A 19,854-nucleotide genomic window follows, 5' to 3' on the forward strand; every position below is an offset into this window, starting at 1 on the left:
ACCTGGTCGAGGAGACCCTCACCCACGCCGCGCTGTGGGACGAGGTCAAGGACAAACTCAAGACCTCGGCGCTCGCGCTCTCCGGAGGCCAGCAGCAGCGGCTGTGCATCGCCCGCACCATCGCGGTCAAGCCGGAGGTGATCCTCATGGACGAGCCCTGCTCGGCCCTGGACCCGATCGCCACCGCGAAGATCGAGGACCTCATGGAGCACCTCGCCCAGGAGTTCACGATCGTCATCGTCACGCACAACATGCAGCAGGCCGCGCGCGTCTCGCACCGCACCGCGTTCTTCACCGCGGACGTGGACGACAAGGGCGTACGCCACGGCCGCCTCGTCGAGTACGACGAGACCGAGCGGATCTTCTCCAACCCCTCCGACCAGCGCACCGAGGACTACATTTCCGGCCGGTTCGGCTGAGGCGATGTCCAGTCCGACGTCCGCCCCTTTGCGCGCATCACGTGAAGGAGTATTACGGGTGACACCCGACGCACATCGGCTGCCGGGGACCGCTGCGCAGCACGGTCCCGACGGCACGGAAGCCGACTCTGCCCCGGACCTGCTCCTGGCGGAGCCCGACAGGGATCTCGCCGAGAAGGCCACGGCCCGTTTCTCCCGTGCCGGCGTGCGCACCGTTGTGTGCCACGATGGTGCCGAGGCTCTCCTCCACGTGGGGGTGCGCCATCCGCGTACGGTGCTGCTCGCTGCTCCGCTGCCGGTCATCGGTGCGGCGAGGGTCACTGAACTGATCGCCCGCCTGCACCCCGTACCGGTGATCGTCGGCGCGGGCGCCGACGGCGCCCAGGAGGCCACCGCGGCGGTGGCGGCCGGCGCGGTCGCCTTCGTCGCCCGCCCCTACCGCGCCGAGGAGATCCTGCCCCTCCTCATGGGCGGACGCACCGGTGACGGGTCAGCGGAATCGCTGACTGTCGGTGACATCGAGCTTGACGTCGCAGGCTTTCATGTCTACGTCCGGGGACAGTCCCTGCAGTTGCCGGTCCGTGAATTCCTGTTGCTTCGCTACTTCATGGAGCGCCCCAACCGGGTCATCAGCCGCGCCGAGTTGACCAAGGCTCTGTGGGGCACCGAGGAACTCCCCAGCAACACCCTCACGGTGCATATCCGCCGGGTACGCAATAAGCTCCGAGACGAGGCGAAAAGCTGCTGCACCATCGACGCCATCCGCGGCATGGGCTACCGCCTGGAGTGCAGTTCCGCGGGCTCGGCGGGAACACAGACTCTGTCCTCCCGCCCGGCTCCGACACAGTAGCGGGCTCCGTACCGTGCCGGACACGCCGGAGGAAGACTCCTACCTCGACCTGCCGATCTGGGCCACGCGCTACCCCCGGTTCGGCATCGTCCACGGACGGCACCACATCCCCACCATCGGCACCCTCCTGCACCACAAAGGATGGTTCTCAACAAGCGTCAGTGTGCGGTTCCTGCCCACGGGACAGACCCAGTGGTTGACCTTCACCACTGACCGGGTGACCCTCATGGAGATCATCACCGCTCACAGCGCGGCCGAGGCACGGACACTGATCTCCCTGTGCCTTACGGACGCGTGTTCCCCCTAGACGCCGGCCGGCGGGCTGCATGGCGGTGCCCCGCCGGCCGGTTCAGTACTGCGCCGATGTCGCGCGCTTCCCGCCGAGCCGCTCGCCGTCGTCCCCTACGGAGGACGGAGGGCGACCTGGAGGAGCGGCCTGAGGCTCTGCGAGGGCACACCTCACCCCGGACGGGCCCTCAGGCGCGTGATGCCCCGGTCGGCAACAGCTCCCGCGCCAGTGCGTCGACCCGCGCGGCCAGCGCATCCCGCACCGAGCGCGCGGTCTCGATGTCGAGGCCCCTCAAATCCGGCAGGTCCCAGTCCAGATAGCGGCGGCCGGGGCGAACCGGACAGGCGTCACCACAGCCGAGCGTGACCACCACATCGGCGGCCGTCACCACTTCCGCGGTGAGCGGCTTGGGAAACTCCTCTCCCGTATTGAGCCCCTGCTCAGCCAGCAGCCGCTGCACCACGGGGGAGACCTCCGCGCCCGGAGCGGAGCCTGCGGTCAGCACCCGCACGGCGGCGCCGGCGCGGCTGCGCATCAGCGCTGCGGCCAGCTGGGACCGGCCGGCGTTCTCCGTGCAGACGAAGAGGACCTCCGGCACCGGCTTGGGCGACAGCCCCAGTCCCCGGGCCAGGGCGCCCAGCCGCTGGTCGGCGAACCGCTCGACCAGGACCGGCAGATGGGTCCCCACGCGCGCCCGGCGGCTCAGCAGGGCGGCGCACTCATCGACGTACTGAGACACGGTGGCACGCGAGAACGACCGACCGTACCGGTCCGACAGTCTGCTGGTGATCCGCCCCAGCAGGGCACTGGCGTCCCGGAGTGGCGGGGTCGGCCGGCCTAGGCCGCTTTGCTGCTCCATGGCGCACCTCCTCAGAGGGGGACTACTGGGCCCCCTTGAACTCGCAGCATAGGCAAATGTCTATGAATTGAGTAGGGTGCATCAAAAGTGAACGCTTGGTGAACAATGCTGCGTGAACCCCTCGGCCAGAGCTGGCCGCCCCGACCGGACCGTAGGGTGAATAGATGACTGTCACTACACAGGGCGCAGTGCCGGAGGCGGCGGCGAAAGAGTCGAGCGCCTGTACGCCTGCCCTGGCCTGCCTGCTCATCGAGCGGGAGGAGGCCGAGCGCCTGGCAGGCATGCTGAAGGCCATCGCGGACCCGACTCGCCTGCAGATCTTCCGTCTGATCGAACGGTCACCGACCGGTGAAGCGTGCGTGTGCGACCTGACCGAGTGCCTGGGTTTCAGGCAGCCGACCGTCAGCCATCACCTGAAGATTCTCACTGAGGCCGGGCTGCTCAACCGCGAGCGGCGCGGCACCTGGGCCTGGTTCTCCGTCAACCCCGACGGACTGCGCCGGCTCCGCGACATTCTTGAGCCCGCGCGCGACTAGCCGTCGCGCTTACGCGGAGACGGCCGGACGTACGTGCTTGGCGGTATGTCCGCGTGCTTCTTCGATGCAGCAAGCCAGAAGCCGGTACAAGGACCGGTCCGCCTCCCCGGGGGGCAGGGCGGCAAGTGTGCGCACCGCTGTTTCCACCGCCCGTCGCGCCGGACCATGCACACGTACCCAGCGCAGCACGCCCTCCGCTCGTCGCGCGGCCGCGTGAGGCGCCAGGGCCGTGTCCCGTCTCCTCCGGGCCCGGCGCTGTGCTGCACTGCCCGGGGGAGAGGCGGCAGCCACCGCATCCCAGCAGTGGTAGGTGATGCGGTCCTCCCCGGGCCGTTCCGGTCCGCTTTCCGCCAGGGCGGACGCGAGGGCAAGGAGCTCGCACCGTCCCTGATCGCTCATCGCGTCGTTGACCGCCCGCGCGAGCGCCCCCAGCAACGCGTCAGTACAGGCAGGGTGGTCGCTGAACTCTGTGCCGGCCAGGACGGAGACGTACTCCATCAGGCACATGCCGTCCTCCGGAGCCAGATGCGTGTACGGCTTCAGCAGGACCGGGTGTGAGTCGGGGTGGTTCATCGCACGCACCTCCATTGAGCGTCAGGTCCCGAGGGCCCAGTGAATGAGGAGATAGGAACCGGCTGCGGCCAGAGCGGCGCCCGGCATCGTGAGTACCCATGCGACACCGATGTTTCGGGCCACCCCCCAGCGCACGGCGGACAGCCGCCGGGTGGCCCCGGCGCCCAGCACCGCCGAAGTGATGGTGTGCGTCGTCGAGATCGGCGCGTGCCAGACGAACGCCGTCGCGTACAGCACCGAGGCGGCGGCCGACTCGGCGGCGAAGCCGCGGGGCGGGTCGAGGTGCACGATCCGCCGCCCGAGCGTACGGATGATGCGCCAGCCGCCCGCGTACGTGCCCAGCGACAGGGCGGCTGCGACCGCGCCGATGACCCACCACGGAACGTCGAAGTTGTCCTGGTGGCCGGCGGTGACCAGGGCGAGGACGATCACGCCCATGGTCTTCTGGGCGTCCTGAAGCCCGTGGCCGAGGCCCATTGCTGCGGCGGACACGGACTGCGCGATCCGGAAGCCGCGTGTCGTCCTGCTCGGCTTGGCGTGCCGAAAGATCCACAGGATGGCGGTGTGGACAAGGTAGCCGAGAACCACGCCGATCACGGGCGACAGGAGCATCGGCAGGACGACCTTGTCCAGAACACCGTTCCAGAAGACGCCGCTGGTGGCGGCGAGCGCGGCCCCGACCAGCCCGCCGATCAGGGCGTGTGACGACGAGGTGGGCAGGCCGAGGCGCCATGTCAGCAGGTTCCAGCAGATCGCGCCGATGAGCGCGGCGAAGACCACGGTGAGGCCGTGCGATCCGCTTGGCGTCGCGATGATGCCGCTGCCCACCGTCTTGGCCACCCCGGTGCCCAGGGCGGCGCCGACAAGATTCATGGTGGCGGCCAGCGCCAGCGCGGCACGCGGGGTCAGCGCGCGCGTGGACACCGATGTGGCGATGGCGTTGGCCGCGTCGTGGAAGCCGTTGGTGAAGTCGAATGCCAGGGCGATGGCCACCACCGCGACCAGAGCGGCCAGATCCGCGTCCATTGAGCAAAAACTCCGTCCGGGAGGAGCCGCGTCGACGCTCTGATCATAGATGAGCGTCGATGAACGGGAAAGTCGCGACTCCCCGGAACGGCAGATGCTTCTGGGACTGGAACGTCAGGGACCGATGAGCGCCCTGCGCTGCGAGCCGAGACGACGTTCCTGCACCCACGCCTGGGATGCCGTCTGGACGGCATCCCAGGGGGAGCCGAGCGGCGGGGTGTAGGAGAGGTCGAGGTCGCTGACGTCGTCGACGGCCATGCTGTGGAAGAGGGCGGTGGCGTAGGTGTCGACGCGCTTGGCGACCTCGGCGCTGCGGCGTCCCACGAGCTGGGCGCCGAGCAGCAGCCCGCTGTCTGCGTCTCCGGTGACACGAATGGAGATCGTGGTGGCGCCGGGGTAATACGCCTTGTGGTCGTCGGGGTGGCTGGCGGTCGTTGCTGGGGCCCAGCCCCGGCCGGCTGCTTCGGCCTCGTGCTGGCGCAGGCCGGTCCTGGCCGCGACGAGGTCGAAGACCTTCACGACCTGGGTGCCCAGACTGCCTTGGAATCGGCGGCTGCCGCCCAGCGCGTTCTCCCCGGCGACCCGGCCCTGCTTGTGGGCCGTCGTCCCCAGCGGCAGCCACGTCTTGCCCAGCAGGCGGTGTTGGGTGATCACGCAGTCCCCGGCCGCGTACACGTCGGGCAGTGAGGTGCGCATGTACTCGTCGACGTCGATCGCGCCCTTGACCCCGAGTCGGGCTCCGGCCGCGGCGGCGAGCTCCGTGTCGGGGCGAACGCCGACGACGACCAGGACGAGGTCGGCATCGCGGGTGAGGATCTCGCCGTCCGGTCCGGTGGCCTGGACCTGGAGCCGGTTGCCGGCGGGTTCGCGGGTGACGGCGGATACGGTGGTACGGGTGAGGACTTCGACGCCGTGGTGGGTGAGTTCGGCGTGGACGAGGGTGCCGAGTTCCGGATCGACGGTGGGCAGGACCTCGGGCAGGGCCTCGATCTGGGTGACCTGGATGCCGCGCGTGGTCAGGGCCTCGGCCATCTCCAGTCCGATGTAGCCGGCGCCGATGACGACGGCCGTTTCGGGGCGGCGCTCGGTCAGGGTCTGCATGACCTCGAAGGTGTCGCCCATGCTGTGCAGCAGGTGCACGCCGTCGGCCGGACCGAGCGCGTCGGGCCCGGCCAGCCCCTGGATGGGAGGCCGGGCGCTGACGGCACCGGTGCCGACGATCAGCGCGTCGTACGGCAGTCCCTCCGTCCGTCCGTCCGTGCCGCGCACCGCCAGCTGCTTGCCGGCCACGTCGATGCCTGTTGCCAGTGTGTCGGTGCGTACCTGCATGCCGGTGGCCTCGAGGTCCGCCAACGTGCGGTGGGCCAGGTCGCTCCAGTGGCCGACCTCGCCGGAGACGTAGTACGGGATGCCGCAGATCGAGAAGTTGGGGTAGGAGTCGGCCACCACCACGGTGACCTCGCTGTCGGGATCGAGCTCGCGGGCGCGCAGCGCGGCGCTGATCCCGGCGTCGCTGCCGCCGACGGCGACGATGCGTTTGCCGGCCATGATGTGCCTCCGTCCAGGGCGCCTGGGTGGGGTGCCTGGGCACCCCACCGTAGGCGGCCCGGCTCGTGCTGCTGGTCAGGTGAGGTGTTCGGCGAGTTCGCGTTCCAGGGCCGCCTTGGGCTTGGCTCCGACGATGGTCTGCACGACCACGCCGCCCTTGTAGACGTTCATCGTCGGGATGGACATCACGCCGTACTTCGCGGCGGTGTCCGGGTTTTCGTCGATGTTGAGCTTGACGACCTCGATCTTGTCACCGTGCTCCGCGGCGATCGCCTCCAAGGAGGGGGCGAGCTGGCGGCATGGGCCGCACCAGGCGGCCCAGAAGTCGACCAGGACCGGCTTGTCACCGGCCAGGACGTCCTGTGCGAACGAGTCGTCCGTCACGTTCTTGAGGGCCATGGCGGCCTCCTCTCATGCAGGTTGAACGGCTACGCAGACGCCGGTCAGGCGACGGCCGGGGTCTTCTCCGGCTCCGAGGGCCTGTCGTGGGCGAGTGCGGCCAGGTAGCGCTCGGCATCCAGGGCTGCCTGGCAGCCGCTGGCCGCGGCGGTGATGGCCTGGCGATAGGTGTGGTCGACGACGTCGCCGGCGCCGAAGACGCCCGGGAGGCTGGTCCGCGTGGAAGGGGCGGCCACCTTCAGGTATCCCGTGCTGTCCAGGTCGAGCTGGCCCTTGAACAGTTCGGTGCGCGGGTCGTGGCCGATCGCTATGAACAGGCCCGTCACGTCGAGGTCGCGGGTCTCGCCCGTGAAGACGTCGCGCAGGAGGACGCCGGAGAGCTTGCTGTCCTTCTCCTTGATTTCCGCGATCTCACTGTCGAAGGCGAAGGAGATCTTGTCGTCGGAGAAGGCGCGGTTCTGCATGACCTGGGAGGCCCGCAGGGTGGAGCGGCGGTGGACGACGGTGACCGAGCGGGCGAAGCGGGTGAGGAAGGTCGCCTCCTCCATGGCGGTGTCGCCGCCGCCGACGACCACGATGTCGCGGTCGCGGAAGAAGAAGCCGTCGCAGGTGGCGCACCAGGACACGCCCCGGCCGGACAGCGCGTCCTCGTTCGGCAGGCCGAGCTTGCGGTAGCCGGACCCGGTCGCGACGATCACCGCGTGCGCCCGGTGGACGGTGCCGGCGGTGTCGGTGACGGTCTTGATGTCGCCCGTCAGATCGACGGCCACGATGTCGTCGTCGATCATCTCGGCACCGAACTTTTCGGCCTGAGCCCGCATGTTCTCCATCAGTACCGGGCCGTCGATTCCCTCGGGGAAGCCGGGGAAGTTCTCCACCTCGGTCGTCGTGGTCAGTGCGCCGCCGACGAAGATGGCACCGCCGAAGACGAGGGGCTTGAGCTGGGCGCGGGCCGTGTAGAGGGCGGCCGTGTACCCGGCGGGGCCGGAGCCGATGACGATGACGTTCCGGATGTCGCTCACGCGGTGACCTCCGACTCGGGCGCGATCTCCTTGATCAGGCCCACGACCAGCACCTTGATCTCGTCGCGGATCGGGCGGACGGCCTCGACGCCCTGGCCGGCGGGGTCCTCCAGCTGCCAGTCCAGGTACCGCTTGCCGGGGAAGACCGGGCAGGTGTCGCCGCAGCCCATGGTGATGCAGACGTCGGACTCCTTGACCGCGTCCACGGTCAGCATCTTCGGCACCTCGGCGGAGATGTCGATGCCGACCTCGCGCATCGCCTCGACGGCGGCGGGGTTGACGTTCTCGCCCGGGTTCGAGCCGGCGGAGCGGACCTCGACGCGGTCGCCGGCCAGGTGGGTCAGCCACGCGGCGGCCATCTGCGAGCGGCCGGCGTTGTGGACGCAGACGAAGAGCACGGAGGGCTTGCCGGAAGTCTCGGACATCTGGGGATCTCTCTTGTCTCGCAACGAGTCAGGCCCGATTGATATCAGCACCTGGTGGCATCACCAGCCACTGATGTGAGATTATCAGTCCATGATGACGTCAGCCAACACTGACCTGATTCGGGTTCTGGCCGACCCGCTCAGGCTCCAGATCGTGACCTTGCTCGCCAGAGAAACGCTGTGCACATCGCACCTGGTGGAGGAGACGGGCGCGCGGCAGACGAATCTCTCCAACCACCTGCGGGTACTGCGCGAGGCGGGCGTTGTCGAGACCGAACCGTGTGGTCGCTTCACCTACTACAAGGTGCACCCGGAGATTCTGGATGCCCTCGCCGGCATGTTCGCCGAGCTGGCCGAGACCGCCCGTACCACCATCACCACCGACAAGAAGAGGTCCTGCCCGTGACCGGCACCGAAACGACGACCACACCCGGCCCTGATGCGGACCAGGACGGGTCCGTCGTCGCCAAACTGTCGACCCTCGACCGCTTCCTGGCCGTCTGGATCCTCGTCGCCATGGCCGTGGGCCTCGGCCTGGGCCGAGCCATCCCGGGTCTCAACGACGCCCTGGCCAAGGTCGAGATCGGCGGCATCTCGCTGCCGATCGCCGTCGGTCTGCTGATCATGATGTACCCGGTCCTGGCGAAGGTCCGTTACGACAAGCTGGACGCCGTCACCGGCGACCGCAAGCTCATGGCCTCCTCCCTGGTCATCAACTGGATCCTCGGCCCCGCGGTCATGTTCGCGCTGGCCTGGATCTTCCTGCCCGACCTGCCCGAGTACCGCACCGGCCTGATCATCGTCGGTCTCGCCCGCTGCATCGCCATGGTGATCATCTGGAACGACCTGGCCTGCGGCGACCGCGAGGCCGCCGCCGTCCTGGTCGCCCTCAACTCGGTCTTCCAGGTGATCGCCTTCGGGCTCCTGGGCTGGTTCTACCTTGACCTGCTGCCCGGCTGGCTGGGCCTCGGCGACGGCGAACACCTCGACATCTCCATGTGGAAGATCGCCCTGAACGTCGTCATCTTCCTCGGCGTCCCGCTGCTCGCCGGGTTCCTCACCCGCCGCATCGGCGAGAAGAAGATGGGCCGCGAGAGCTACGAGCAGAAGTTCCTGCCGAAGATCGGCCCGTGGGCGCTGTACGGGCTGCTGTTCACGATCGTCATCCTCTTCGCCCTCCAGGGCAAGACGATCACCTCCCAGCCGCTCGACGTGGCACGCATCGCGCTGCCGCTGCTGGTGTACTTCGCGGTGATGTGGTTCGGCACCTTCGTGCTCGGCAAGGCGATCGGCCTGGCCTACGACCGCACCGCGACCCTCGCTTTCACCGCGGCGGGCAACAACTTCGAGCTGGCCATCGCCGTCGCCATTGCCACCTTCGGCGTCACCTCAGGTCAGGCGCTCTCCGGGGTCGTCGGCCCGCTCATCGAAGTACCCGTGCTCGTCGCGCTCGTGTACGTCTCGCTGGCCTGGCGGCGCCGCTTCGCGCCCTCAGCCCTGGCCACGGCCGGCGACAACCGCTGATACACCGCTTCCAGGTGTAGGCCGCCTGCTGCCCGCAGGCAGCCCAAAGGGCGCCCCCCGGTCCTCGCCGGTGCCGGCCTGCTCAAAACGCCGGCCGGCACCGGCGAGGCCAACATCCAGACCACGTGGGAAGGACGGCTGATGCACTGCCTCGAATGCGACACCGACCACACCGAACGGTCCGCGGTCGCCGTGTGCCAAGGCTGCAGCGCGGCCGTGTGCGCCGAGCACGCGCACGTGCGCTGCCGCTCCGTGCGCACCGGACCGCCGCTCGGTCCCGCTGCAACGAGACAGACCCGGTCCGTGCTCTGCCCGGGCTGCGCGGCTGCGACCACAGCCGCATGACTCAGCATCTCGATGTGGTGGTGATCGGCGGCGGCCAGGCAGGGCTCGCCGCCGGCTACTACCTGCGCCGCCAGGGCCTCGACTTCGTCATCCTCGACGCCCAAACCACACCGGGCGGGGCCTGGCAGCACACCTGGGACTCCCTCCACCTCTTCTCCCCGGCCGCCTTCTCCTCCCTCCCCGGCCGCCTCATGCCGACGCAGCCGGGCGAGGAGTACCCCGAGGCCGGGCACGTGGTGGCCTACCTGAGCGACTACGAGAAGCGGTACGACCTCCCCGTGCAGCGACCGGTCCAGGTCACCGGCGTGCACGACGACGGACGGCTGCTGAGAGTCGAGACCGACTCCGGCACCTGGCACGCCCGCACGGTAATCAGCGCGACCGGTACCTGGTGGCGCCCCTTCCTCCCCGCCGTCCCGGGCCGGGCAGACTTCGCGGGGCGCCAACTGCACACCGTCTCCTACCGCAGACCGCAGGACTTCACGGGCCGACGCGTGATCGTCGTCGGGGGCGGCAACTCGGGTGCCCAGATCGCCGCCGACCTCGCCTACGACACCGAGCTGACCTGGGTCACCCAGCGCCCGCCCCGCTACCTCGCCGACGACATCGACGGACGCGCCCTCTTCGACGCGGCCACCGCCCGCCGCCGCGCCATCGACGGCGGCCGCACCGACACGGGAGGAGTCGCCTCGCTCGGCGACATCGTCGCCGTACCGCCAGTGCGAGAAGCCCGCGACCGTGGACTGCTCCAGGCCGCACCGATGTTCACCCGCCTCACCCACCACGGCGTCGAATGGGCCGACGGCACTCGCGCGGACCAGGACGTGGTGATCTGGTGCACCGGCTTCCGTCCGGCCCTCTCGCACCTTTCACCCCTGGGCTTGCGCGGCTCGCGCGGCCACATCGCCACCTACGGCACGCGGTCCGTGGAGGAACCCCGGTTGCACCTGCTCGGCTACGGTGACTGGACCGGCCCCGCCTCCGCCACCCTCATCGGCGTCGGCCGACCTGCCCGCGACGCGGCGCGCGAGATCGCCGAACTGCTCACTTCCGGAGGGTGATTCATGCGTCGTCAGCGCAATGTGCTGACGACCTTTCGCACTTCGGCGGTCACTGACCCCGGCAGTGGCGCGTAATGAATGCTGGACAGCGGCTTCTGGCCCGCATCGCTGGCCGTGTAGGTCAGGAATGACCTCAGAGCGGGCAAGGTGTCGGCGTCGTTGCCCTGGTCGCAGACGATCTCGTAGCTGACCAGGACGACGGGGTACGTGCCGTCGACGGAGGTCCGGTAGTCGAACTCCAGGGTCAGATCCTTGCCCTTGCCGACCACCGTGGCGGCGGCGATGCCGGCCGATGCCGTGGGCCCGCCGCTGCTTACGGGCAGGGGCGTCGGACCGCCTGTGCCTGCTGCACCTGCGCGGCCAGTTCGGCAACGCCGACTGTGAGGGTGCAAAAGACTTCAGGGCGCAGCCGGTAATAGGTAAAGCGGCCATGGGCCTCAGCCGCGACGAATCCGGCTTCCCGCAGGATCCGCAGATGGTGGCTGATCGTGGACTGGCGCGCTCCGGTCTCCTCCATCAGATGGCACGTGCACATCTGCTCGGCAGCCAGCAGCTGCACGATCCGGGCCCGCAGTGGGTCGCCGAACAGCTTCACGGTCGCCTCGGCGAGAGGAAGGCCCACGGTCGGGGCATCGGCTGACATCAGCATGCTTCGATACCACCATGCGCCCGCATCGTGGGTCAAGCGCCTCCCTTCCCTGCTGCCAGCGCAGTGGTCGCCTTGTGCGTCGGATGTACTGGGTGGAGGCTCGCGTATGTATCAGCATCCTTTGATGTATCAGGGCAGACTGATGTAACGTCGTAGCTGAGCGAGCCGCTGACCCGGAGCGGTCCGTCGTGGAAGGGAGCCAGAAATGTCCGCAGTCCAGGTGTACGACCCGGCGATGTGCTGTTCCACCGGAGTGTGCGGGCCGTCCGTCGATCCGTCACTGACCCAGTTCGCCGCCGATGCGGCATGGCTGGTCACCGCCGGGGTGGAGGTGCAGCGGTTTTCGCTGTCCACAGAACCCGGCAGGTTCGCCGAGGACGCCCAGGTCAAGGCACTTCTTCAGGACAAGGGCGAGAGCGCGCTGCCTGCCGTGCTGGTCGACGGGACGTTGCGGTGCTCCGGGCGGTATCCCACCCGAGTAGAGCTTGCCGAATGGACCGGCGCACGCACCGAGCGCCCCGGCCTGCCGATCGCTCCGATCGGCGACTCGGGCAGCGACTGCGGCTGCGGCCCGGAGGGATGCTGACATGACGGCGCAACCGCCCGTCGACGTCCTCGGGAGGCTGCGTGCCGCCGCGCCGCCGTTCCTCTTCTTCACCGGCAAGGGCGGCGTCGGCAAGACCTCGACGGCATCGGCCACCGCGATCGGACTGGCCGACGCGGGACGCCAGGTGCTCCTGGTCAGCACGGACCCGGCGTCCAACCTTTCCGAGGTCCTCGGCGTGGAGGCAGGAGGGGCCCCCGTGGCCGTTCCAGGAGCCGCGGGGTTGCACGCGATGAACATCGACCCCTCCGCCGCAGCGGAGCAGTACCGGGAAAAGGTCCTGGGCCCCTACCGCGGCACGCTGCCCGCCTCGGCGATCAGCCAGATCGAGGAGCAGCTCTCCGGCGCCTGCACCGTGGAGATCGCGGCGTTCAACGAATTCGTCGCCCTCCTGACAGACCCACAGGTCACCGCGCGCTTCGATCACATTATCTTCGACACCGCGCCGACGGGACACACCCTGCGGCTGCTCAGCCTGCCCGGTGCGTGGTCGGACTTCCTGGTCACCAACCCGGGCGGCGCTTCCTGCATCGGACCACTGTCTGAGCTGGGCGCACAGCAAACGCGCTATGCGCAGGCCATGGCGGCTCTCGCAGACCCGGACCGCACGACCGTCGTCCTGGTCACCCGCCCGGACGCGGGCCCGTTGGCCGAAGCCGGCCGAACGGCCGCGGAGCTGCGGGCGCTGGGCATCAGCGGGCAGCGGCTCGTCGTCAACGGGGTCTTCAGCGCCACCCGCCCGGACGACCCGGTGGCCGCCGCCTGGGAGCGTCGCGCCCAGGACGCTCTGGACGGCTTGCCGGACAGCCTGGCCGGCATCGATGAGGTGGATCGCGTACCCCTGCTGCCGGTACCGCCCATCGGTGTTCCGGCTCTGCGCGGCATGTTCGGTCCGCAGCCGGCGGTCGAGCCGGTCACAGCCGTCTCCGCCCTCCCTGCTGCGGAGGCGGACGGTGGTCTGGCCGCCCTGGTGGACGACATCGCCGAAAGCGGGCAGGGGCTGGTGATGACCATGGGCAAGGGCGGTGTCGGCAAGACCACCGTCGCCGCCGCGATCGCTCTCGACCTCGCACGCCGGGGCCACCCGGTCACTCTGACCACCACCGACCCCGCCGCACACGTGAACGCCGTGGCCGGAGCCGGAAGCAACAACCTCCGGGTCACCCGGATCGACCCCGCGGCGGAGACAGCGGCCTACACCGCATCCGTCCTGGCACAGGCCGGTGCCGCGCTGGACGAAGACGCCCTCGCACTGATGGCCGAGGACCTGGACTCGCCCTGTACCGAAGAGATCGCGGTCTTCTACGCCTTCGCCCGGACCGTGGCCGAGGCCACCGGCCGGTTCGTCGTCCTGGACACCGCGCCGACCGGCCACACACTGCTCCTGCTCGACGCCTCCCGCGGCTACCAGCGCCAGATCGCCCAGCAGACAGGGCAGACGCCCCCCGCCGAGGCCGTGGAACTGCTGAACCGGCTGACCGATCCCGACTACACCCGCACCCTGCTGGTCACGCTTCCGGAGGCGACGCCCGTCCACGAGGCCGCGGCGCTACAGGCCGATCTGTTCCGGGCAGGGATCAAGCCGTTCGCCTGGGTGGTCAACCAGAGCCTGGCCGCCGCCGGCCCCATGGACCCGCTGCTGCGGGCCAAGGCCAATGCCGAGCAGCGCTATGTCACCGAGGTCACCAGGGAGCACGCACAGCGCACCGCCATCCTGCCGTGGACTTCGTCCGCGCCCGAAGGCCCGGAGCAGCTGGCCCACCTGGTGGCCCGTAGCGGGTGAATCCCCCTGTGGGCCGGCCTCCGGCTCGGCCCACAGGCCCCCTACCGCTGAGGGAGAGCGAAAACATCGTGTTGCTTGTCGCCATCCTGATCTTTGTTGCCACCCTGACGCTGGTGATCTGGCAGCCCAAGGGCCTGGGCATCGGCTGGAGTGCCCTGGGCGGCGCGGTCGTGGCGCTGGCCACCACCGTCGTTCACTTCTCCGACGTGCCCACCGTGGTGGACATCGTCTGGAACGCCACCCTCACCTTCGTCGCGATCATCATCATCTCGCTGCTGCTGGACGAGAGCGGATTCTTCGAGTGGGCCGCCTTGCACGTCGCCCGGTGGGGGCGGGGCCGTGGGCGCACCTTGTTCGTGCTCATCGTGCTCCTCGGCGCCGTGATCGCGGCACTGTTCGCCAACGACGGGGCGGCACTGATCCTCACCCCTATCGTCATTCAGATCATGCTGGCGTTGAAGTTCCCGGCGAAGGCCGCGCTGGCGTTCGTCATGGCCACCGGATTCATCGCGGACACCGCCAGCCTCCCTCTGATCGTGTCCAACCTGGTCAATATCGTCACCGCCGACTACTTCGACATCGGCTTCTCCCGCTACGCCGCCGTGATGGTGCCCGTCGGGATGGTCTCCGTGCTGGCCAGTCTCGCTGTCCTGATGCTCTACTTCCGCCGGGCCATTCCCCGGCGGTACGAGGTCACCGCGCTGCGGCGCCCCGCCACGGCGATCAGCGACCCGTTGACCTTCCGCGCGGGCTGGGCGGTACTGGCCCTGCTGCTGGTCGGCTACTTCCTCGCCGATCCCCTGGGCGTACCTCTCTCCGCCGTCGCCGGGGTCGGCGCCCTCCTGCTCATCGTCGTCGCAGCCCGCAAGCCCGCCGCCCTCTTCACTGGCGCAGCTGCCCCTCCTGCGCCCGCCATGGCAGGAACAGGGCACAATGCCGCGCTGTTGCGCCACCCGGTCGGCGACGAGCGCAACACCGCGGACGCCGCCGAAGAGGCAGCACGCGACGCCCGTGCGGGCGGTGGGCAAGTCTTCCGGCACATCCAGGTCGGCAAGGTCATCAAAGAGGCACCATGGCAGATCGTGCTGTTCAGCATCGGCATGTACCTGGTCGTCTACGGTCTGCGGAACCAGGGGCTCACTGACGAGCTGGCTCGGCTGTTCGCCTTCTTCGGCGACCACGGCGTGCTGACCGCCGCGGTCGGCACCGGCGTCGTCGTCGCGATCGTCGCCTCGCTGATGAACAACATGCCCACCGTGCTCATCGCGGCCCTGGCAATCAGCGCCGCCGGCGCCCATGGTCTCACCCACGAGGCCATGGTGTACGCCAACGTCATCGGCTCCGATCTCGGCCCGAAGATCACTCCGATCGGCAGCCTCGCCACTCTGCTGTGGCTGCACGTGCTCGACCGTAAGGGCATGCACATCGGCTGGGGCCGCTACTTCCGTACCGGCATCGTCCTCACCGTTCCCGTCCTCCTTGTGACCCTGGCCGCACTCGCCGGATGGCTCACCATCCTCGGCACCTGACCCTCAGATTCCACCCAGCGAAAGGACACGACCGTGCACTGCTTCGACTGCACACAAGCCGGCCAACCCAACCCGGCCGCAGCCATCTGTCAGAACTGTGGCGCCGCCCTGTGTCAAGAGCATGCCCACCCCGTCCGCATCCCCGGGCACCCATCCGGTCTTGTCGGTCCCGCCCGGGGGCAGACTCGGCGCATCCTGTGCGCCACCTGCAGCGAGGGTACCCACCGGTCGCAAGCCATGCACCGCCCGGCACCAGCGCAGAGCGTTCCCGCCACGCCCGAACGGAGCTGACCTCCTGCAATTGTCCATCGCACGACGCTCCCGGGCGTCGTGCGACAGGTCAGACGTGGTTGGGCTTCGCTCGACGACCGGGCCGCGCCCACGGCCGACTGTGCGGTGGTGGCCTTCGGGGCTCCACTCCGTCTCGCGGAAAATGAGGACGATTGAGAGACCCGGGGCCCCGCCGGCCGGACTGGCACCGTTGATCGACCCCGGTCAGCACTCACGCGACACCGTCTCCCCGTAAGGCCACCGCTAGCTCGCCTACCCCGGACAGGGCATCTACCGCATCGGCTACCACCTGCGCCTCCAGAATTTCGACTTCGTGATCGACGCAGATACGGAACCGGGCGGGGCCTGTAGTACATGTGGGACTCGCTGCACCTGTTCTCCCCGGCGGAGCGCTCCTCGCTGCCCGGGCGGCGTTGGCCGGCGGCAGGGGCCGGCCTGTGCATGGGGCTGAGTCTCAGCCGATCACAGGACTGCGGCGCTCGACGAGGACCACGTCGCGCCGGACGCCGTGGTGGCGGCCGATGCGCTGTCGGGTGCCGATGACCCGGAAGCCGGCCCGTTCGTGGAGGGCGAGGCTGGCGGTGTTCTCCGGGAAGATCCCGGACTGGATGGTCCAGATCCCCGCTGCCACCGTGGAGCCGATCAGCGCCTTCAGTAGTGATTCCGCGACGCCACGGCCACGGGCGGCGGGGGCGACGTAGACGGAGTGCTCGACCACGCCCGCATACGCGCCCCGCTCGGAGACTCGGATCGCGGCCACCCAGCCGAGCACCGTGCCGTCCTCGTCGACGGCGGCGAAGCGGTGCTCGGCCAGCTTCGCCTTATCGAACGACTCCCAGGCTGGTGCGACGGTCTCGAAGGTAGCGTTCCCCTCGTCGATCCCACTTTGGTAGATCGCCAGCACCTGCTCGGCGTGCTCCGGCACGAGTGGCCTGATCATCGCGCTCGATGCCCTGCTGCCCACGGCTTTCCCTACCCTTGTCCGGTCAGTCAGGCCGCAGCCGGCGTGGTGGTGAGAAGCTTGCCCATCGCCGCCAGCACCGACGGCTCGACGCGGTAGTAGACCCAGGTGCCGCGCCGTTCGGAGGTGAGCAGCCCCGCCTCCTTCAGCTTCTTCAGGTGGTGGGACACCGTGGGCTGGGAGACGCCGACATCGGAGATGTCGCACACGCACGCCTCGCCGCTCTCGTGCGAGGCCACCGCGGAGAACAGCCGCAGGCGCACCGGGTCACCGAGCGCCTTGAACATCCGCGCGGCACGCTCGGCCTCTTCGGCGTTCATCGGTCGTTCGGTCAGCGGCGGGCAGCACGGCACGACGTCCTGAATGTGGGGCTCGGTCAGCGACAGCACCTCGGCATTCGACATGTATCTATGTTGGCACACATCGAATCAAAGAGAGGGGTGCCCGGAAGTCGGGTACACCGCCGAGGCTGTTCAGAGTCCGGCGGCTGCCGGTGCCCTGCGGACGTGGGCGGCCAGCGGCGGGATCACGTAGGCGGCATCCCGGGCCACGCCGCGCAGCGTGTTGGAGGCGAAGGATCGCTGGAACTCAAGGCCGAGGTAGACCAGGCCGGGGTGGGTGGTGGACAGGCCGCCGCTGTGCAGGGGCATGCCGTCCGGGGTGAGTGCGCCGAGGGGCGCGAGGTAGTCGAGGCTGGGCCGGTATCCGGTCGCGAGCAGCACCACGTCGACGGTTTCCCGCCTGCCGTCGGCCCGCACGATGGTGTCGCCGTCGAGCGCGGTGAACATCGCCCTTCGCTCCAGGCGGCCGGTAGCCAGGGCGTCCTGGTACTGGCCGGCGTCCATGACGAGGGTGCCGCCGACGAAGTGGATGAGCCATTCAGGCGGCAGATGGTCAAAACCCGTGCTGGTCAGCCAATGGTGGATGTCCTTGCCGTCGCGCAGTTGAGGCAGGAACCGGATCGGGTGGCGGCTGGCGAGCGTCACATGCGCGACCTCGGCGAGTTCATAGCCGACCTGGACGGCGGAGTTCCCGCCGCCCACGACCACGATCCGCTTGCCCGCGTACGGTTTGGGGCTGCGGTAGTCGGCCACGTGCAGCACCTCACCGCCGAAGCCCTCCTGTCCCGGCAGGTCGGGCCGCAGCGGGTTGGCGAAGGCGCCGGTGGCCGCGACGATCCCGGCAGTGGTGAGGCTGCGGCCACCGGCGGTTCGGATCACGAAGCCGTCGCTGGCGGACTCGACGGCCTCGACCCGGGTGCGGGTGCGGATCTCGACGTCCAGGCGCTGCGCGTAGCGGGCGAGATAGTCGACGACCTCATCCCGGTGCGGATAGCGGTCCGGGTCCCCACCCAGCGCCAGTCCCGGAAGGGCGCTGAACCGGGCAGGCGAGAACAGCGTGAGGCTGTCGTAGTAGTGCGGCCACGACCCGCCCGGCCCATTCGATGCATCCAGTACCACCGGGCTGAGGCCCTGCTCGCGCAAGGCTCCCGCCGCGGCCAGCCCGGACTGGCCGCCTCCGATCACCACTGCGTCGACGTGCTCCATGGACCCCTCGTTTCGACGAATGTCTATGTTGACGCTTATCGAAGCAGGTGCCATGCTGGCTGCGCAACCCATCGACAGGTGTCGAAACACGCAAGGAGTCGTCGTGAACGCGCCCGCCACCACCGAGCTGCCCGCCGTCGTGATCGGAGCCGGACCGACCGGCCTGGCCGCCGCCGCCCACCTGGTCGACCAGGGCATCGAGCCCCTGGTGCTGGAAGCCGGCCAGAGCGCCGGCGCCGCGGTGCGCGAGTGGGCGCACGTGCGCCTGTTCTCCACCTGGGGCGAGCTCGTCGACCCGGCCGCCGAGAAGCTCCTCGCCCCCACCGGCTGGACACGCCCCGATGCGGCCACCTACCCCTCCGGCGGCGACTGGACCGACCTCTACCTGCAGCCGCTCGCCGACGTCCTCGGTGACCGCGTCCGCTACGGCGCGCGGGTCACCGGCGTCTCCCGGGCCGGCCGGGACCGCATCGTGGATGCCGACCGGGAGCAGCAGCCGTTCGTCGTGCACGTCACCCACGCCGACAGCCGCGAGGAGCGGGTCTTCGCCCGCTCCGTCATCGACGCCTCCGGTACCTGGGCCACGCCGTCCCCGGCCGGCGGCAGCGGCCTCCCCGCCCTCGGTGAGAAAGCCACCGCGGACCGGATCACCTACCGCGTCCCAGACCTCAAGGACCCGGCGGTCCGCGCCCGGTACGCGGGCAAGCGCACCGCCGTGATCGGTTCCGGTGCCTCCGCCTTCACCGCCCTTGCCCACATCGCCGACCTGGCCAAGTCCGACGACGGCGCGCACACGAAGGGCGTGTGGATCCTGCGCCGGGGCATCTCCGGCTCCACCTTCGGCGGCGGAGAAGCCGACCAGCTCCCGGCGCGCGGCGCTCTGGGCCTGGCGGCGAAGGCCGCTGTCGACGAGGGCCACGCGGACGCGGTCACCGGCTTCCGCACCGAAGCAATCGAACGCGCCGCCGACGGCCGCCCGGTCCTGGTCGGCGAGGACGGGCGCCGCCTGGACGCGGTCGACGAGGTGATCGTGTTGACCGGTTTCCGCCCCGACCTGTCCTTCCTCAGCGAGCTGCGCCTGGCCCTCGATGAGCGTCTCCAGGCACCGGTCGATCTGGCTCCGCTGATCGACCCCAACCAGCATTCCTGCGGCACCGTTTACCCCCACGGCCACCGCGAGCTCTCCCACCCCGAACAGGGCGTGTACCTGATCGGGATGAAGTCCTACGGCCGCGCCCCGACCTTCCTCGCCATGACCGGCTACGAGCAGGCCCGCTCAGTGGCCGCCGCCATCGTCGGCGACCTCGACGCGGCCGACCGCGTCGAAGTCACCCTGCCCGAGACCGGAGTCTGCGGCGGCGCCGGCCTCTTCGATGCCCCCGACACCCAGGAGGCGGACGGCGGCTGCTGCACGCCCGCGCCGCAACTCGTCCAGCTCGGCGCCCCCACAGTCGGGACAGCTGCCAAGCAGGCCCCGGCCGGCGGCTGCTGCGGCTCATGACCGACCTCACCACCAGGGGCAGCGGGGCCGCGACCGGAACAGGGGACCGCCCGATGCCGCGCGTGGCGCCCGTGACGACGGCGGCGCTGCCCTGAAGTCCGTACAACGACGTC

The 19,854-nt window shown here is 69.6% G+C and carries 25 protein-coding genes and 1 pseudogene; 14 read left to right on the forward strand and 12 right to left on the reverse strand.

Going from position 1 to position 19,854, the window contains the following annotated elements; all coding sequences use genetic code 11:
- The 3 genes from ABZ078_RS41780 to ABZ078_RS41790 all read left to right on the forward strand — a co-directional run.
- A partial coding sequence (locus ABZ078_RS41780; protein ID WP_356583765.1) for an ATP-binding cassette domain-containing protein occupies window positions 1–419 on the forward strand: 419 nt, incomplete at its 5' end.
- A gap of 58 nt (window positions 420–477) precedes the next feature.
- The gene (locus ABZ078_RS41785) at window positions 478–1,269 is read left to right on the forward strand and encodes a response regulator transcription factor (RefSeq protein WP_356583766.1); all 792 of its coding nucleotides are present in this window, start codon (window positions 478–480) and stop codon (window positions 1,267–1,269) included.
- A 13-nt stretch (window positions 1,270–1,282) separates the two neighbouring features.
- Window positions 1,283–1,576 carry a hypothetical protein gene (locus ABZ078_RS41790; RefSeq protein ID WP_356583767.1) on the forward strand — a complete coding sequence of 98 codons (294 nt, stop codon included), beginning with the start codon at window positions 1,283–1,285 and terminating at the stop codon, window positions 1,574–1,576.
- A gap of 169 nt (window positions 1,577–1,745) precedes the next feature.
- Here the strand turns inward: ABZ078_RS41790 and ABZ078_RS41795 are convergent, their stop codons facing one another.
- On the reverse strand, window positions 1,746–2,417 hold the full coding sequence (locus tag ABZ078_RS41795; protein ID WP_356583768.1) for a three-helix bundle dimerization domain-containing protein: 672 nt from the start codon (window positions 2,415–2,417) through the stop codon (window positions 1,746–1,748).
- Between the two features lie 164 nt (window positions 2,418–2,581).
- Here ABZ078_RS41795 and ABZ078_RS41800 point away from each other — a divergent pair, with 164 nt between their 5' ends.
- Window positions 2,582–2,953 carry a metalloregulator ArsR/SmtB family transcription factor gene (locus ABZ078_RS41800; RefSeq protein ID WP_356583769.1) on the forward strand — a complete coding sequence of 124 codons (372 nt, stop codon included), beginning with the start codon at window positions 2,582–2,584 and terminating at the stop codon, window positions 2,951–2,953.
- A gap of 9 nt (window positions 2,954–2,962) precedes the next feature.
- On the opposite strand, the gene ABZ078_RS41805 is transcribed toward ABZ078_RS41800, so the two are convergent.
- The 6 genes from ABZ078_RS41805 to ABZ078_RS41830 all read right to left on the reverse strand — a co-directional run bounded on the left by ABZ078_RS41805 (window position 2,963) and on the right by ABZ078_RS41830 (window position 7,946).
- Complete coding sequence (locus ABZ078_RS41805; protein WP_356583770.1) at window positions 2,963–3,526, reverse strand: hypothetical protein; 564 nt, start codon at window positions 3,524–3,526, stop codon at window positions 2,963–2,965.
- A gap of 21 nt (window positions 3,527–3,547) precedes the next feature.
- The gene (locus tag ABZ078_RS41810; protein WP_356583771.1) at window positions 3,548–4,552 is read right to left on the reverse strand and encodes an inorganic phosphate transporter; all 1,005 of its coding nucleotides are present in this window, start codon (window positions 4,550–4,552) and stop codon (window positions 3,548–3,550) included.
- A gap of 114 nt (window positions 4,553–4,666) precedes the next feature.
- On the reverse strand, window positions 4,667–6,100 hold the full coding sequence (locus ABZ078_RS41815; RefSeq protein WP_356583772.1) for an FAD-dependent oxidoreductase: 1,434 nt from the start codon (window positions 6,098–6,100) through the stop codon (window positions 4,667–4,669).
- A 75-nt stretch (window positions 6,101–6,175) separates the two neighbouring features.
- Window positions 6,176–6,499, reverse strand: coding sequence for a thioredoxin (gene trxA / locus ABZ078_RS41820; RefSeq protein WP_356583773.1), 324 nt, complete (start codon window positions 6,497–6,499; stop codon window positions 6,176–6,178).
- Window positions 6,500–6,543: 44 nt separating this feature from the next.
- The gene (gene trxB, locus ABZ078_RS41825) at window positions 6,544–7,521 is read right to left on the reverse strand and encodes a thioredoxin-disulfide reductase (protein WP_356583774.1); all 978 of its coding nucleotides are present in this window, start codon (window positions 7,519–7,521) and stop codon (window positions 6,544–6,546) included.
- A complete protein-coding gene (locus ABZ078_RS41830) occupies window positions 7,518–7,946 on the reverse strand; it encodes an arsenate reductase ArsC (RefSeq protein ID WP_356583775.1) in 429 nt (142 codons plus the stop codon). The genes trxB and ABZ078_RS41830 overlap by 4 nt, the downstream gene beginning before the upstream one ends.
- A 91-nt stretch (window positions 7,947–8,037) precedes the next feature.
- Between ABZ078_RS41830 and ABZ078_RS41835 the strand changes: the two genes are divergently transcribed.
- The 4 genes from ABZ078_RS41835 to ABZ078_RS41850 all read left to right on the forward strand — a co-directional run bounded on the left by ABZ078_RS41835 (window position 8,038) and on the right by ABZ078_RS41850 (window position 10,876).
- On the forward strand, window positions 8,038–8,352 hold the full coding sequence (locus tag ABZ078_RS41835) for a metalloregulator ArsR/SmtB family transcription factor (RefSeq protein WP_356583776.1): 315 nt from the start codon (window positions 8,038–8,040) through the stop codon (window positions 8,350–8,352).
- Complete coding sequence (gene arsB, locus ABZ078_RS41840; protein ID WP_356583777.1) at window positions 8,349–9,470, forward strand: ACR3 family arsenite efflux transporter; 1,122 nt, start codon at window positions 8,349–8,351, stop codon at window positions 9,468–9,470. The genes ABZ078_RS41835 and arsB overlap by 4 nt, the downstream gene beginning before the upstream one ends.
- Window positions 9,471–9,611: 141 nt before the next feature.
- A complete protein-coding gene (locus ABZ078_RS41845; protein ID WP_356583778.1) occupies window positions 9,612–9,815 on the forward strand; it encodes a DUF2180 family protein in 204 nt (67 codons plus the stop codon).
- Window positions 9,812–10,876: an ArsO family NAD(P)H-dependent flavin-containing monooxygenase gene (locus tag ABZ078_RS41850; RefSeq protein WP_356583779.1), complete on the forward strand. Its 1,065-nt coding sequence runs from the start codon at window positions 9,812–9,814 to the stop codon at window positions 10,874–10,876. Before ABZ078_RS41845 ends, ABZ078_RS41850 begins: the two co-directional genes overlap by 4 nt.
- A gap of 11 nt (window positions 10,877–10,887) precedes the next feature.
- Here ABZ078_RS41850 and ABZ078_RS41855 read toward each other — a convergent pair whose 3' ends face one another.
- Together ABZ078_RS41855 and ABZ078_RS41860 are read right to left on the reverse strand one after the other, a co-directional pair.
- On the reverse strand, window positions 10,888–11,145 hold the full coding sequence (locus ABZ078_RS41855; RefSeq protein ID WP_356583780.1) for a hypothetical protein: 258 nt from the start codon (window positions 11,143–11,145) through the stop codon (window positions 10,888–10,890).
- A gap of 44 nt (window positions 11,146–11,189) precedes the next feature.
- The gene (locus tag ABZ078_RS41860) at window positions 11,190–11,519 is read right to left on the reverse strand and encodes a metalloregulator ArsR/SmtB family transcription factor (protein ID WP_356583788.1); all 330 of its coding nucleotides are present in this window, start codon (window positions 11,517–11,519) and stop codon (window positions 11,190–11,192) included.
- 211 nt (window positions 11,520–11,730) lie between these two features.
- On the opposite strand from ABZ078_RS41860, the gene arsD reads away from it, so the two are divergent.
- The 5 genes and pseudogenes from arsD to ABZ078_RS41885 all read left to right on the forward strand — a co-directional run.
- Window positions 11,731–12,111, forward strand: coding sequence for an arsenite efflux transporter metallochaperone ArsD (gene arsD, locus ABZ078_RS41865; protein ID WP_356583781.1), 381 nt, complete (start codon window positions 11,731–11,733; stop codon window positions 12,109–12,111).
- A 1-nt stretch (window position 12,112) separates the two neighbouring features.
- A complete protein-coding gene (arsA, locus tag ABZ078_RS41870) occupies window positions 12,113–13,912 on the forward strand; it encodes an arsenical pump-driving ATPase (protein ID WP_356583782.1) in 1,800 nt (599 codons plus the stop codon).
- Window positions 13,913–13,983: 71 nt separating this feature from the next.
- Window positions 13,984–15,441, forward strand: a complete 1,458-nt coding sequence (locus ABZ078_RS41875) for an arsenic transporter (protein ID WP_356583789.1) — start codon at window positions 13,984–13,986, stop codon at window positions 15,439–15,441.
- Window positions 15,442–15,474: 33 nt separating this feature from the next.
- Complete coding sequence (locus tag ABZ078_RS41880) at window positions 15,475–15,732, forward strand: DUF2180 family protein (RefSeq protein ID WP_356583783.1); 258 nt, start codon at window positions 15,475–15,477, stop codon at window positions 15,730–15,732.
- A gap of 268 nt (window positions 15,733–16,000) precedes the next feature.
- A pseudogene (locus tag ABZ078_RS41885) lies at window positions 16,001–16,152 on the forward strand (pyridine nucleotide-disulfide oxidoreductase); the annotation flags it as partial.
- A gap of 34 nt (window positions 16,153–16,186) precedes the next feature.
- Here ABZ078_RS41885 and ABZ078_RS41890 read toward each other — a convergent pair.
- The 3 genes from ABZ078_RS41890 to ABZ078_RS41900 all read right to left on the reverse strand — a co-directional run bounded on the left by ABZ078_RS41890 (window position 16,187) and on the right by ABZ078_RS41900 (window position 18,240).
- The gene (locus ABZ078_RS41890; protein ID WP_356583784.1) at window positions 16,187–16,672 is read right to left on the reverse strand and encodes an N-acetyltransferase family protein; all 486 of its coding nucleotides are present in this window, start codon (window positions 16,670–16,672) and stop codon (window positions 16,187–16,189) included.
- 50 nt (window positions 16,673–16,722) lie between these two features.
- Window positions 16,723–17,097: a metalloregulator ArsR/SmtB family transcription factor gene (locus ABZ078_RS41895; protein WP_356583785.1), complete on the reverse strand. Its 375-nt coding sequence runs from the start codon at window positions 17,095–17,097 to the stop codon at window positions 16,723–16,725.
- Between the two features lie 69 nt (window positions 17,098–17,166).
- Window positions 17,167–18,240, reverse strand: a complete 1,074-nt coding sequence (locus ABZ078_RS41900) for an FAD-dependent oxidoreductase (protein ID WP_356583786.1) — start codon at window positions 18,238–18,240, stop codon at window positions 17,167–17,169.
- Window positions 18,241–18,343: 103 nt separating this feature from the next.
- Here ABZ078_RS41900 and ABZ078_RS41905 point away from each other — a divergent pair, with 103 nt between their 5' ends.
- Window positions 18,344–19,741: an NAD(P)-binding domain-containing protein gene (locus tag ABZ078_RS41905; protein WP_356583787.1), complete on the forward strand. Its 1,398-nt coding sequence runs from the start codon at window positions 18,344–18,346 to the stop codon at window positions 19,739–19,741.
- Window positions 19,742–19,854: the final 113 nt, after the last annotated feature.

The organism is Streptomyces sp. NPDC006385, assembly GCF_040612485.1.
Classification (GTDB): Bacteria; Actinomycetota; Actinomycetes; order Streptomycetales; family Streptomycetaceae; genus Streptomyces.

Bases quoted from the DNA above. Each gene is read 5' to 3' on its own strand.
- ABZ078_RS41795 (WP_356583768.1), bottom strand. From the start codon at position 2,417: ATGGAGCAGCAAAGCGGCCTAGGCCGGCCGACCCCGCCACTCCGGGAC.
- ABZ078_RS41800 (WP_356583769.1), top strand. From the start codon at position 2,582: ATGACTGTCACTACACAGGGCGCAGTGCCGGAGGCGGCGGCGAAAGAG.
- ABZ078_RS41805 (WP_356583770.1), bottom strand. From the start codon at position 3,526: ATGAACCACCCCGACTCACACCCGGTCCTGCTGAAGCCGTACACGCAT.
- ABZ078_RS41810 (WP_356583771.1), bottom strand. From the start codon at position 4,552: ATGGACGCGGATCTGGCCGCTCTGGTCGCGGTGGTGGCCATCGCCCTG.
- ABZ078_RS41815 (WP_356583772.1), bottom strand. From the start codon at position 6,100: ATGGCCGGCAAACGCATCGTCGCCGTCGGCGGCAGCGACGCCGGGATC.
- trxA (WP_356583773.1), bottom strand. From the start codon at position 6,499: ATGGCCCTCAAGAACGTGACGGACGACTCGTTCGCACAGGACGTCCTG.
- ABZ078_RS41830 (WP_356583775.1), bottom strand. From the start codon at position 7,946: ATGTCCGAGACTTCCGGCAAGCCCTCCGTGCTCTTCGTCTGCGTCCAC.
- ABZ078_RS41835 (WP_356583776.1), top strand. From the start codon at position 8,038: ATGATGACGTCAGCCAACACTGACCTGATTCGGGTTCTGGCCGACCCG.
- ABZ078_RS41845 (WP_356583778.1), top strand. From the start codon at position 9,612: ATGCACTGCCTCGAATGCGACACCGACCACACCGAACGGTCCGCGGTC.
- ABZ078_RS41850 (WP_356583779.1), top strand. From the start codon at position 9,812: ATGACTCAGCATCTCGATGTGGTGGTGATCGGCGGCGGCCAGGCAGGG.
- ABZ078_RS41860 (WP_356583788.1), bottom strand. From the start codon at position 11,519: ATGTCAGCCGATGCCCCGACCGTGGGCCTTCCTCTCGCCGAGGCGACC.
- arsD (WP_356583781.1), top strand. From the start codon at position 11,731: ATGTCCGCAGTCCAGGTGTACGACCCGGCGATGTGCTGTTCCACCGGA.
- arsA (WP_356583782.1), top strand. From the start codon at position 12,113: ATGACGGCGCAACCGCCCGTCGACGTCCTCGGGAGGCTGCGTGCCGCC.
- ABZ078_RS41890 (WP_356583784.1), bottom strand. From the start codon at position 16,672: ATGATCAGGCCACTCGTGCCGGAGCACGCCGAGCAGGTGCTGGCGATC.
- ABZ078_RS41895 (WP_356583785.1), bottom strand. From the start codon at position 17,097: ATGTCGAATGCCGAGGTGCTGTCGCTGACCGAGCCCCACATTCAGGAC.
- ABZ078_RS41900 (WP_356583786.1), bottom strand. From the start codon at position 18,240: ATGGAGCACGTCGACGCAGTGGTGATCGGAGGCGGCCAGTCCGGGCTG.